The sequence below is a fragment of the uncultured Thiodictyon sp. genome, from assembly GCF_903828115.1.
Lineage (GTDB): Bacteria > Pseudomonadota > Gammaproteobacteria > Chromatiales > Chromatiaceae > Thiodictyon.
In genome coordinates this window covers 1-11,609 of record NZ_CAIKKU010000520.1, presented here as the reverse complement: position 1 = coordinate 11,609, position 11,609 = coordinate 1, and the positions used below count along the sequence as shown (strand labels likewise).

Here is an 11,609-nt window from a genome sequence, read left to right as displayed (position 1 = left end):
TCGGCGCAGCATCAGGTAAGACGGAGGACGTCCAAGGCTGAAGCCTTGGACTCCAGGGTGCGGAGCGCAATGGTGATCGAGGCCGCGGCTAACCGCCCCCCGTCACTGCAATCGGAAAGGTCTGCTCGAAGCGGCGCCCGGCGCTGTCCTTCACCTGGACCCGCAGGTCACCGGCGGCGGCGGGAACGAGTCCGAAGCGGATGCTCGGGTCCTCGCTGATCGAGATATTGGAGTCGACACTGAACAGGGGTTGCCCCTGGTAGGCGAGATCGATGCGCTGGATATAGTCCGCCGGGATGAAGTGACGCGCGATCTGATCGAACTGGAGCCCCGAACTGTTGGGGTGCTTGATCATGAGTTGGGCGGTCAGGGGCTCGCCGGGCTTGAGCTGCTCCGGGAGCACCAGCTTCATCCGCCCCAGTTGCGCCGCCGCGGCGGCCGGGTCCTTCAGGGACGGGGCTGAGCAGCCGCCGGCCGCCTTGACGAAGTTGGCGACCGTGAAGAGTCGGCCGTCATCGGTCTGCGCCACCGCCCGCACATTGGTGTAGGCGTTGACGCGGACCCGGGTGGCGAGCCGGTCCCAGGCCGCGGGGCCCGGAAAGTGGAACGTGGCCGCCAGGGGTACCGGATTCATGTCGATGATCAGGTACAGGTCTTTGATGAAGTGCCCGGCGGCCGGGTCCATGAGCGACTTGACGGCCACCGGCACCACCGCGGCATCCTCAGCGCGGTAGGGCGTCTCAAGTCCGATCAGGCCAGCGCCGTCGGCCACTGGGCGGTCGCCGAACAGGGCCGCGCGTAGTTCGGCCCAGCGCGCCTGGGCCGCGGGGTCATCGCCCTCGGCCAGGGCTGGCGCGGCGCCCCAGGGCAGGGACGCGAGGAGTGCGATGAGGCCGAGGCCGAAGCGCAGTGAGGACCAGGGGCGGTGCGCCGATTGCGAGACAACTGTCATAAGGGTTCACTCAGGGTTGAAACAGGCAATGGACCAGGCATCCCTGCCGCGGGGCCCGGGGGACAGACCGCCCGTGGGCTCACTCCCACTCCAGCTCGACAAAGGCCGCGGTGACGTTGCGGCGGTGATAGTCGTCGAACAGGAGCCAGCGGCCGGACTCGTCCAGACCCACCTCGGCCACCGCCTCCTCGAGGGTCCCGCGACGGCGCAGCACCGCCCGCACCCCGGCGGCGATCGACTGGAGATAACGCCGCTGCGCGGCGATGGCCGCGTGCCAGTCGGCCGGGACCGGGCCATGGCCGGGCACCAGGCGCCGGGCACCGCCGCGCTCCAGGTCATCCAGCACCCCGAGCCAGCCCAGGAGGCTGCCGTCGATCGCGGGCACCCGGTCGACGAACAGCAGGTCCGAGGCCCAGAGGGTCCCGCTCGCGCGGTCCAGGATGCTGAGATCGTTGTTGGTGTGGGCCGTGGGGTGGGCGCGCAGTTCCAGGGTGCGCCCGCCCAGGTCCAGTTCCCGCGTCGCGGTGACGACGGACTGGGGCACCAGGACCCGGGTCCCGGCCGCCGCCTCGCCCAGGTCCGCCGCGGCGCGCTCCCGATAGAATTCACCCCGCCGCGCCAGTGCGTCGGGCAGGTTGGCGTGGCCGATGAACTCGGGGCCGTCCGGCTCGAAGGCCGCGGCGCCGAGCACATGGTCCGGGTGCACATGGGTGAGGACCACATAGGCGATGGGCAGGTCAGTGACCCGGCGCACCGCCGCGCGCAGGGCCAGGCCCTGCGCATAGGTGCCGCCGGTGTCGATGACCGCGACCCGGGCGTCCCCGACGATGAAGCCGAGGTTGGCGATATGCCCGGCGTTGCCGGGCGCCGTCTCCTCCTGGGCACCCTGGTGCAGATAGACCCCGGGGGCGACCTCGCTGACGGCCAGGTCCGCGGCCCAGGCCGGGGCGGTGCCGAGCAGCAGGACCCAGAGGCAGAGGCACAGGACGCGCCGGGGCCGCGGTCCGGCCGCCGGGTTGGCCCTGACCGGGGCCGGGGCGTGACGCACAGATCGGCTCAAGGTTCATAGCTCCCGGTTCAGCGACTGGGCCAGGTCTTGTGGCCTGCATCTTGCTCAAATGGCTCGGACAGCGGGCCTGGACCGGTCCGCGTACCGAAGCGCTGCAACCCTCGGACCAGGACCGAAACCTTCGTGGGAGCGGCTTTACCGCGAGAGTCGCGCAGCGACGCCGTGGGAGCGGCTTCAGCCGCGACGGGCCGCGTGAGGAGCGCGGCGTCGGAGTCCGGCGCGGCGCCGCAGCGCGGCCGGAGGCCGCTCCCACAAGGACCTTTCATGCTTCGTGGCGTCGGACAAGCCTTCATGGCCGTTAGCCGCGACACGACCTCGCACGTGGCCGTGGCCTCGTCGCGGCTAACGGTCATGGCACCCGCGCCACCCCGGAACATGTAAGTCCTCTCGACCGCTAGCTCGATGGCCAGCGTGCGGGGCGGCGTAGTCAGGGCTTCCAGCCCTGACTGTTCCAGCCCCAACGCCGTCAGGCCAGGATGGCCTGACTACGCACTTTCACGGTAAAGCCGCTCCCGCGGGGGACCTTTCAGCTTGACCGCCCGTACCTGAGTTTGACCAACTGCTGGAGTATCTATGCCGCCCGATCTCGACCAAGCCACGACAAGCCGCGCGCGCCGCCTCCTCGCCGCCGGCCTCTGCGCCCTGACCCTGCTGGCCGCCGTCCTCCCCGCCGCCGCCGCGGATCAGGTCCGCTTGGCCGTACTCAAATACGGCACGGCCAACTGGGAGTTGGACGTGATCCGCCGCCACCGCCTGGACCAGGCACAGGACCTGGCGCTCGAGGTGAAGGAATACGCCGGCCCCCAGGCGACCACGGTGGCGCTCCAGGCGGGCGACGCCGACCTGGCGATCGAGGACTGGATCTGGGTCGCGCGCCAGCGCACCGCGGGGCGGCCCTTCAGCTTCGTCCCCTACTCCACCGCCACCGGCGCGCTGGTCGCCGCCCAGGGGTCCGGCATCAAGACCCTGGCCGACCTCAAGGGCAAGCGGCTGGGCATCGCCGGCGGTCCCACGGACAAGAACTGGCTGATCCTGCGCGCACTCTCGGCCAAGGAGGGGGGTGATCTCGCGGCCACGGTGGAACCGGTCTACGGCGCCCCGCCGCTCGTCGGCGAGCAATTGAAACAGGGGCGCGTGGATGCCGTCGTCACCTACTGGCACTATGCCGCGCGCCTCACCGCGGCCGGCTTCCCCCAGGCGCTGGGCGTCCGGGAGGCGCTCCGGGCGCTGGGGATGACGACCGACCTGCCGATGATCGGCTACTGCTTCGACGAGACCTGGGCGGCCGGCCACCGGGAGGCACTGCGGCGGTTCCTGAGCGCCGCCGACCAGGCGCGGACCCTGCTGCGCGACTCCGATGCCGAATGGGAGGCCCTGCGCCCCCTGATGGCGGCCCCCGACGAGGCGACCTTCATCGCCCTGCGCGACGGCTACCGGGCCGGCATCCCCACCCGCTGGGGGGCGGCGGAGCGCGCCGATGCGCAGCGGCTCTATGTGCTCCTGCGCGCGCTGGGCGGCGCCGACCTGGTCGGCGAGGCCGCGCAGTTGCCGGCCGGGACCTTCTGGGACGGAGTGCAGGACTGAGCCCGCCGCGTGAGGCGCGCGGCACCGCGCCTGCTGCGGCTCGGCTCCGCCCTGTCGCTGGTGCTGCTGTGGCAGGTCGCCGCCTGGTGGTGGCCGAGCAGCCTCTTGCCGACGCCGCTCGCGGTGCTGGATCTCGCGGTACACGACGCCCTGCACGGTCCCCTGCTGCACGACCTGGGGGCGACGCTGCGCCGGGTCGCCCTGGCCTTTGTGATCGCCATGCTGGCGGGCAGCGCCATCGGTATCCTCATGGGCCGGCGGCGCACCCTCGACCTGCTGCTCGACCCCTGGCTGATGCTGTTCCTGAACCTGCCGGCCCTGGTCGTGATCATCCTCGCCTATGTCTGGTTCGGGCTCGCCGAGTCCACCGCGGTGCTGGCCATCGCCGTCAACAAGGTCCCCCAGGTCGTGCTCACCCTGCGCGAAGGGGCGCGCACCCTGGAGCCGGACTATCAGGAACTGGCCCAGAGCTTTCGTCTCGGGTGGTACAAGCGGCTGCGCTACGTCACCCTGCCCCAGTTGCTGCCCTATGTCGCGCTGGCCGCGCGCTCCGGGCTGTCCTTGATCTGGAAGCTGGTGCTGGTGGCGGAACTGCTGGGGCGCAACGACGGGATCGGATTCGAGCTGCACCTCTTCTTTCAACTCTTCAACGTCACCGGGATCCTGGCCTACAGCCTGGCCTTCATCCTGGTCATGCTGGCGATCGAGTATGGACTGCTGCAACCACTTGAACGCGCTGCCAACCGCTGGCGACGCTGAGGGCGCCCCCGGCGGCCCGCGCCCGCCGCTCGCGGACGTCCGGGTCGCGCGCAAGGTCTATCCGGACCCCGCCACCGGCCGCGAGCGGCTTATCCTGGACCGGGTCGCCTTCACCGTGGGCCCCGCGGAGTTCGTCGCCCTGGTGGGGCCATCCGGCTGCGGCAAGAGCACCCTGCTGCACCTGATCGCCGGGCTGGATCAGACCTTCACCGGCTTCATCCGCTGGCCCGGCACGCCCGACGGCCGCCGCCCGCGGCTGGGCTACTGCTTCCAGAACCCGCGCCTGCTGCCCTGGCTCAGCCTGCGGGGCAACATCGACCTGGTGCTGGACGACCCCGCCGCCCGCGCCGCCGCCGTCGACGCCCTACTGACCACCATGGGGCTCGCGGCGGTCGCGCACTTCCCCGCGAACCGCCTCTCGGTCGGGATGCAGCGCCGCGCCGCCCTGGCCCGCGCCTTCGCCGTGCAGCCGCGCCTGCTCCTGATGGACGAGCCCTTCGTCTCGCTCGACGCCCCCACCGCCGGGCAACTGCGCGGCCTGCTCCTGGATCTGTGCGAGCGACAGCGCCCCACCGTCATCTTCGTCACCCACGACCTGTACGAGGCCACCCTGCTGGCCGACCGGCTGCTGTTCCTGTCGGCCTCGCCCGCCCGGGTCATCGGCACGGTCGAGGTCGGCATCGCGCGCGACCGGCGGCGGCGGGAGGCTCTGGTGGACGCGCGTTATGCCGAACTGAAGGCACTGTTCCGGGCGCTGTATCAGGATGCCGCGGACGGGCCTGAACAACCGGTTACGGACGGTACCGATGCCCGGCCGGTCTGAGGTCGCACGGGGATTCCTGCGTCCTCAACCTCTGACGGCGCGGCGCTGCGGCTCGTGGCCCCTGGTCTTAATCCCGGCCTATCAGCGAACGGCGCGTCTGCGGTCCGCGCAGCGGACCCTACGCCGACCGGACCTCGTTCAACAACTCGGGGTGCCGGTCCAGGACCTTCAGCAGCTTCACCAAGGCCAAAGGCGGCTTGGTCCTGCCGTTTTCATACCGCGAGAAGGCATTGACACCACCACCAAACAGTTCGCCCGCCTCACGCTGGTCGAGTGCGAGCCTCTTGCGCACCCTGGTGATGAAGCCAGGGTCAACGATGGCCGCGTTGACCTGCTTTGAAAAGGTTCGCATCTCACGCATCACGCGATCAGACTCGGCCCCATCCAGGACGGATTCAGCGCAGGCCGGGCAGAATTCGCCCGTTACCGCTGCAATGATGGCCGTTTCGCCCTTGTAGGTGTAGGGGATGTCGCGAACGTCATGAATCAGTTCAGCCGCGCCGCAAACGGGACATTTCATGTTCATAACTCCTTGTGATTAGGCAGTTTCCGGAAAACCCTGTACCAAAGGACGGGGAGGCATGTAGGGTGGATAAGGCGCGCGCGAGGACCTTGCAGACCGGGCACAGCGCTTGATCGCGCCGCATCCACCAAGCGTCGATGGTGGATGCGCTGCGTTTATCCACCCTACCGATGCGTACGCTGGTCTGGTAAATTCCGGAAATCACCCACTTTGCCGGCCGGCGGTTCAGGTTGGTCGGCGCCTCGTCATTTGCTCTGGTTGTTGCAACATGAAAGTGTCAAGACCGTACCGGCGGCTTCTCACCGCGCCGCTCGTCCCGCTTCTCTTGGTCGTTGTCGCGCTGGGCGGACCGATCCTCTCCGGCGGGGGTCAGGTTTGCGCCGATGACCCGGTGCCCATGCCGATGTCGGCGTCCCCTGCCGGCAGCCCAGATGACCAGGCGGCGGGTCGACCTCCGGCCGGGCCTGGGCCTGCTGACCAGGCGGGTGACATCCTTTACGTCTGCCCCATGCATCCGCAGGTCACCAGTGCCAAGCCCGGCAAGTGCCCGATCTGCGGTATGGACCTGGTCGCCAAGTCGGCGGGGGGCACCGGGGCGGGGACCGAGGCATCGGGGATGCCTGGTCACGCTGCCGTGGATAAACCGGCGTCCGCATCCGAGCCGGCAATGGCGCCGGGAACGGAAATGGCGCACATGCACGCGCCATCCGAGCCGGCAATGGCGCCGGGAACCGAAATGGCACACATGCACGCGCCCGCCCGGGTGCCGATGGAACCGGCCTATGTCTGTCCGATGCATCCGCAGGTCACCAGTGCCAAGCCCGGCAAGTGCCCGATCTGCGGGATGGACCTGGTCGCCAAGGCGGCCGATGGTGCGTCGGCGCCTGCACCGTCGGCGCAACGGCAGCCAGTCCATGAGGGCGCGGAAGAGTCGGCGGTCGTGACGGTCACCGATGCGGTGGTGAATCAACTGGGGGTGCGCACGGCCCCGGTGCGCCGCGGCGCCCTGAGCCGCCATATCGAGGCCCCCGGCGTGTTCCAGCGCGCGATGCCGCGGGGCGGGGTCAGGCCCCTGCCGCAGAGCCCGGAGCCCGGCGCCGCCGACACCGGGTCCTTTACCTCGGTCATGATGGTGCTGGGGCAGGTCTTCGAGCGCGAGGCGCCCCTGATCCACGAGGGGCAAACGGCGCGTATCCGCTTCCCGGGCCTGGGGACGCGGGAGTGGACGGGGAAGGTGGGTAGTCTGGAGACGCAAATCAGCCAGACCACGCACACGCTTCAGTTTCGTGTCATGGCCGACAATGAGGGTGTCCCCGTTCCCGGCGGGATGGCCGCCATCGTCACGGTGGCCGTGGAGCCGCTGACCGATGTGCTGCTGGTCCCGCGCGAGGCCGTGATCCTGACCGGGAAGGGGGCGCGGGTGATCGTCGCGCTGGGCGGCGGCCGCTTCCAACCCCGCGCCGTGACCGCCGAGGACTTCGGCGAGGACGAGATCCTGATCCGCTCCGGTCTGCGGGAAGGCGAGGTGGTGGTGGTGTCCGCGCAGTTCCTGCTCGATTCGGAGGCCGACCTGCAGGCCGGACTCAGACGCCTGAGCAGCGGCCAGGCCGCGCAGGCCCCGGCCGCGGGGGTCGGGAAGTGATAGCGCGGATCATTCGCTGGTCGCTCGACAACCGCGTCCTGGTCCTGGTGGCGACGGCCCTGCTGGTCGTCGGCGGCGCCTATGCGGTGCGCCAGATCCCGCTGGATGCCATCCCCGACCTGTCCGATGTCCAGGTCATCGTCAAGACGACCTTTCCGGGTCAGGCGCCCCAGGTGGTGGAGGACCAGGTGACCTATCCGCTCGTCACCGCCCTGCGCGGCGTGCCGGGGGCGGTCGCGGTGCGCGGCTACTCCATGTATGGCGACTCCTATGTCTATGTCGTCTTCGGCGACGGGACCGATCCCTATTGGGCGCGTTCCCGGGTGCTGGAACTGCTGAACCAGGCGGCCAGCCGCCTGCCACCCGGGGCCAAACCCGCGCTCGGCCCGGACGCCACGGCGGTCGGCTGGATTTTCCAATATGCCTTGATCGACCGCACCGGCGGTCATGACCTGGCCCAACTGCGCAGCCTCCAGGACTGGTTCCTGAAGTACGAACTCCAGTCGGTGCCCGGGGTCGCTGAGGTTGCAACCGTCGGCGGCATGGTCAAGCAGTATCAGGTGGTCGTCGACCCGCAGACCCTGCGGGGCTACAACCTGCCGCTGACCGCCCTGATGCAGAGTATCAAGAGCGCTAACGGCGACCTGGGGGTGGGCACCCTGGAACAGGCCGAGGCGCGCTACATGATCCGGGTCGCCGGCAATCTGGCCGGAATCGAGGACCTGCGGCAGGTCCCGGTCTCCCCGGGGGCAGCGCGGGCCGGCATGGGGGCTGAGACCACCGCCGCGAATCAGGGCACGACAGGCTCCGTCCTGCGCCTGGGCGATGTCGCCGAGGTGCGGTTGGGCCCCCAGATGCGTGAGGGGATCGCGGACCTGGACGGTCTGGGCGAGGTGGTCGGCGGCATCGTGCTCATGCGCCCGGGCGGCAACGCGCTCACGACCATCGCGGCCGTCAAGGCGCGGCTTGCCGAATTGAAGGAAGGACTGCCGCCGGGGGTGGAACTGCGGGTGGTCTATGACCGCTCAAGCCTCATCCAGCGTGCCATCGCGACGCTCAGCGACCGGCTTATGGAGGAGTTCGCCATCGTCGCCCTGGTCTGCCTGCTGTTTCTGTGGCATGGGCGTTCGGCCCTGGTGGTGGTCGTCAGCCTGCCCATCGCCATCCTCGCCGCCTTCATCGTCATGGGCTGGCAGGGGATCAGTGCCAACATCATGTCCCTGGGCGGTATCGCCATCGCCATCGGCGCCATGGTGGATGCGGCCATCGTGATGATCGAGAACCTGCACAAGCACCTGGAGCGCGAACCCCTGACCGCGGCCAACCGCTGGACGGTGGTGCAGCAGGCCGCCACCGAGGTCGGACCGACGCTCTTTCTCTCGCTCCTCATCATCACCCTGAGCTTTCTGCCGGTGCTGGCCCTGCAGGGCGAGGAGGGGCGGCTGTTCGCCCCGCTCGCCTACACCAAGACCTATGCCATGGCCGCCGCCGCCATCCTCTCCATTACCCTGGTGCCGGTGCTGCTCGGGCTCTTCGTGCGCGGGCGGGTACGCCGCGAGCAGGACAATCTGGTCAACCGCGCGCTCAGCGCCGGCTATCGCCCGCTGCTCGGTTGGACCCTGCGCCGCCCGGTGCTGGTCCTCTGGCTTGGTCTTGGGTTGACCCTGTCGGGGCTGTGGCCGCTGTTCAATCTCGGTACCGAATTCATGCCGGATTTGGATGAGGGCGATCTGCTGTATATGCCGACCACCTATCCCGGCATCGCCCCCGACAAGGCGCGGCAACTGCTGCAGCAGACCGACCGGCTGATCCTGTCGGTACCCGAGGTGGCGCGGGTCTTCGGTAAGGTGGGCCGGGCCGAGACCGCGACCGACCCGGCGCCGATGGAGATGATCGAGACCACCATCCAACTCAAGCCCCGCGACCAGTGGCGCCCCGGTGTGACCGTGGATGATATCAAGGCGGAATTGGAGCGGACCGTACAGTTCCCGGGGCTGACCAACGCCTGGATCATGCCCATCAACGCCCGCCTGCAGATGCTCTCCACCGGGATCAAGACCCCGGTGGGGATCAAGATCGCGGGGCGGGATCTCGCGCAGATCCAGTCGCTCGGGGAACAGATCGAAGCGGTCCTGGGCCGCCTGCCGGGTACCGCCTCGGTCTTTGCCGAACGGGTGGCGATCGGGCGCTATGTCGAGATCACCCCGGACCGGCAGGCGCTGGGCAAGGTCGGGCTCACGGTCGCGGACCTCCAGGAGATCCTGGCCGCCGCGGTCGGCGGCATGAACCTCACGGAGATCGTGGAGGGTCGGGAGCGCTATCCGGTCAGTCTGCGCTATAGCGCCGAGAGCCGGGATTCGGTCGCACGGCTGGGGGAACTGCCGATCGTGGCGGACGCCGGCGGCGCCCAGGTGGCCCTGGGCGAGGTGGCGCGGGTGGCGGTGGTGGACGGGCCCAATATGATCCGCACCGAGAATGCCCGGCTCAGCGGCTGGGTCTATGTGAACGTGAAGGGGCAGGATATCGGTTCCTATGTGGCCGCGGCCCGTGCGGCGGTGGCGGACCAGGTGCCGCTGCCGCCCGGCTATTCGCTCGTCTGGTCGGGGGCCTATGAGCATTGGGAGCGAGCCAAGGAGCGCCTGTGGCTGGTCGTGCCCATGACGCTCGCGATCATCCTGGTCCTCCTGTATCTCAATTTCCGCACCCTGATGGGCACCTTCATCATCCTCGCGACCCTCCCGCTCGGGTTGGTGGGCGGGTTCTGGCTGATGTACCTGCTGGATTACCGCCTGTCGGTGGCGGCGGCCATCGGTTTCATCGCGCTCGGCGGGGTGGCGGTCGAGATCGGGGTGGTGATGATGCTGTATCTGGAGCGCGCCCTGGTGCGGCGGGCGCAGGGGCCGCGCCCCGACAGCGTTGAACCGGTAACGGGTCTGACCCGGGCGGAGGTGCGGGCCGCGGTGGTGGAAGGGGCCCTGCTGCGCCTGCGTCCGGTGACCATGACCAAGCTTGCCATCATTGCGGCGCTGCTGCCCATCCTGGTGGGAACCGGGGCGGGGTCCGAGGCGATGCAGCGCATCGCCGCCCCGATGGTCGGCGGTATGCTGAGCGTGGCCGTGCTGACGCTCGTCATGATTCCGGCGGCCTATCTCTTATGGAAGTCCCACGGCTTGCGCGATTGATTGGCCGCCGTCGTATGCGATGGCGCCGCGGGCTGGGTCGTTCGAGAAACGCCAGGGCGGGTGGCGGCGGTTGGCCCGCTGCGCACACCGGTCTTCTTTAGGTTGCTGCGCCGGGCCTTGCGGCGCTCAGGCGAAGGCTTGTGCCTGGCGGCGCAGTTTCTCGACGATGGCATAGACGCCGACGTGGCGGTTGGGGCTCAGGTGCTCTTCCAGGTGCAGCCCCTCGAACAGGGCCTCGGCGTCGGTCGCCTCGATCTGCGCGGCCGTCTTGCCGGAGTACAGTTGCACCAGCAGGGCTACCACGCCCTTGATGATGGCCGTGTCGCAGTCCCCGGTGAAGTGCAGCCGCGGGGGTGAGGCAGCGTCGGGGTGGGGCGCGAGATGCACGAGGCTCATGCACTCCTTGACCCGATTGTCCTCGGTCTTCTCGGCCGTCGGCATGGCCGGCAGGCGCTCCCCGATCTCGACCAAATACTGGTAGCGCTGGTCCCAGTCGTCGAAGAGCTCGAAGTCTTCGATGACGGCCTTGATCTCGTCACTCATCATGATGCGCAATCCGAATCGATCGCCGCGCGCCCGCGGCGTTGGCGCCGCGAACGGCTCAGACGTTGAAGGACTCGCCGCACCCGCAGGTATTCTTCACCCGGGGATTGCGGAACTCGAAGCCCTGATGCAGCAGGCTTGAGCGCACATAGTCGATCTCCAGACCATCGAGCCGCTCCAGTGCCGCGCCGTCGACCACCACCTTCACCCCGTGGCTCTCGAAGACCTGGTCGCCCGCGTCCACCGCGTCCGCATAGTCGACGTCATAGGTGTAGCCGGTGCAGCCGCTTTTTTTGGTGCCGACCCGCAGCCCCAGGCCCGACCCGCGTTGGTTCAACATGCCGGCCACATGGCTGGCCGCCGCCTCCGTCAGTGTCACTGCCATTTTGAAAACCTCTCTTCGGTTAACGTGTTCGTTGTCGTTGTCGTTGTCGTTGTCGTTGTCGTTGTCGTTGTCGAAATCGAGGTTATCGCAGCGCCACGGATTCTCTCGCACCCCGAAGTGCATCGCTTCTCCGATTACGATTACGAC

Annotated in this window: 10 protein-coding genes; 5 read left to right on the top strand and 5 right to left on the bottom strand. The window is 68.9% G+C overall.

All coding sequences use genetic code 11. From position 1 onward, the window contains the following. Positions 1–88: 88 nt before the first annotated feature. Both QZY48_RS19125 and QZY48_RS19120 read right to left on the bottom strand, forming a co-directional pair. Positions 89–952, bottom strand: coding sequence for a quinoprotein dehydrogenase-associated SoxYZ-like carrier (locus QZY48_RS19125; RefSeq protein WP_295434170.1), 864 nt, complete (start codon positions 950–952; stop codon positions 89–91). Positions 953–1,031: 79 nt separating this feature from the next. Next, positions 1,032–2,012 carry a quinoprotein relay system zinc metallohydrolase 2 gene (locus QZY48_RS19120; protein WP_295434168.1) on the bottom strand — a complete coding sequence of 327 codons (981 nt, stop codon included), beginning with the start codon at positions 2,010–2,012 and terminating at the stop codon, positions 1,032–1,034. A gap of 582 nt (positions 2,013–2,594) precedes the next feature. Here QZY48_RS19120 and QZY48_RS19115 point away from each other — a divergent pair. Genes QZY48_RS19115 through QZY48_RS19105 form a run of 3 tightly spaced genes read left to right on the top strand, consistent with a single transcriptional unit; the run spans position 2,595 to position 5,187 of the window. After that, complete coding sequence (locus QZY48_RS19115; protein WP_295434166.1) at positions 2,595–3,605, top strand: ABC transporter substrate-binding protein; 1,011 nt, start codon at positions 2,595–2,597, stop codon at positions 3,603–3,605. 9 nt (positions 3,606–3,614) lie between these two features. Then, a complete protein-coding gene (locus QZY48_RS19110) occupies positions 3,615–4,364 on the top strand; it encodes an ABC transporter permease (protein WP_295434164.1) in 750 nt (249 codons plus the stop codon). After that, positions 4,333–5,187: an ATP-binding cassette domain-containing protein gene (locus QZY48_RS19105; RefSeq protein ID WP_295434163.1), complete on the top strand. Its 855-nt coding sequence runs from the start codon at positions 4,333–4,335 to the stop codon at positions 5,185–5,187. Before QZY48_RS19110 ends, QZY48_RS19105 begins: the two co-directional genes overlap by 32 nt. A 118-nt stretch (positions 5,188–5,305) precedes the next feature. Here the strand turns inward: QZY48_RS19105 and QZY48_RS19100 are convergent, their stop codons facing one another. After that, a complete protein-coding gene (locus tag QZY48_RS19100) occupies positions 5,306–5,707 on the bottom strand; it encodes a type II toxin-antitoxin system MqsA family antitoxin (protein WP_295434162.1) in 402 nt (133 codons plus the stop codon). Positions 5,708–6,218: 511 nt separating this feature from the next. Here QZY48_RS19100 and QZY48_RS19095 point away from each other — a divergent pair. Beyond that, positions 6,219–7,352, top strand: a complete 1,134-nt coding sequence (locus tag QZY48_RS19095) for a heavy metal-binding domain-containing protein (protein ID WP_295434160.1) — start codon at positions 6,219–6,221, stop codon at positions 7,350–7,352. Beyond that, positions 7,349–10,534, top strand: a complete 3,186-nt coding sequence (locus QZY48_RS19090; RefSeq protein ID WP_295434158.1) for a CusA/CzcA family heavy metal efflux RND transporter — start codon at positions 7,349–7,351, stop codon at positions 10,532–10,534. Before QZY48_RS19095 ends, QZY48_RS19090 begins: the two co-directional genes overlap by 4 nt. A gap of 126 nt (positions 10,535–10,660) precedes the next feature. Here QZY48_RS19090 and QZY48_RS19085 read toward each other — a convergent pair whose 3' ends face one another. Together QZY48_RS19085 and QZY48_RS19080 are read right to left on the bottom strand one after the other, a co-directional pair. Beyond that, the gene (locus tag QZY48_RS19085; RefSeq protein ID WP_295434156.1) at positions 10,661–11,080 is read right to left on the bottom strand and encodes a SufE family protein; all 420 of its coding nucleotides are present in this window, start codon (positions 11,078–11,080) and stop codon (positions 10,661–10,663) included. Positions 11,081–11,135: 55 nt separating this feature from the next. Next, the gene (locus QZY48_RS19080) at positions 11,136–11,462 is read right to left on the bottom strand and encodes an iron-sulfur cluster assembly accessory protein (RefSeq protein WP_295434172.1); all 327 of its coding nucleotides are present in this window, start codon (positions 11,460–11,462) and stop codon (positions 11,136–11,138) included. Positions 11,463–11,609 lie beyond the last annotated feature (147 nt).

Coding starts and splice junctions, on each gene's coding strand:
- QZY48_RS19125 (WP_295434170.1), bottom strand. CDS start 952: ATGACAGTTGTCTCGCAATCGGCGCACCGCCCCTGGTCCTCACTGCGC.
- QZY48_RS19115 (WP_295434166.1), top strand. CDS start 2,595: ATGCCGCCCGATCTCGACCAAGCCACGACAAGCCGCGCGCGCCGCCTC.
- QZY48_RS19100 (WP_295434162.1), bottom strand. CDS start 5,707: ATGAAATGTCCCGTTTGCGGCGCGGCTGAACTGATTCATGACGTTCGC.
- QZY48_RS19095 (WP_295434160.1), top strand. CDS start 6,219: ATGCATCCGCAGGTCACCAGTGCCAAGCCCGGCAAGTGCCCGATCTGC.
- QZY48_RS19085 (WP_295434156.1), bottom strand. CDS start 11,080: ATGATGAGTGACGAGATCAAGGCCGTCATCGAAGACTTCGAGCTCTTC.
- QZY48_RS19080 (WP_295434172.1), bottom strand. CDS start 11,462: ATGGCAGTGACACTGACGGAGGCGGCGGCCAGCCATGTGGCCGGCATG.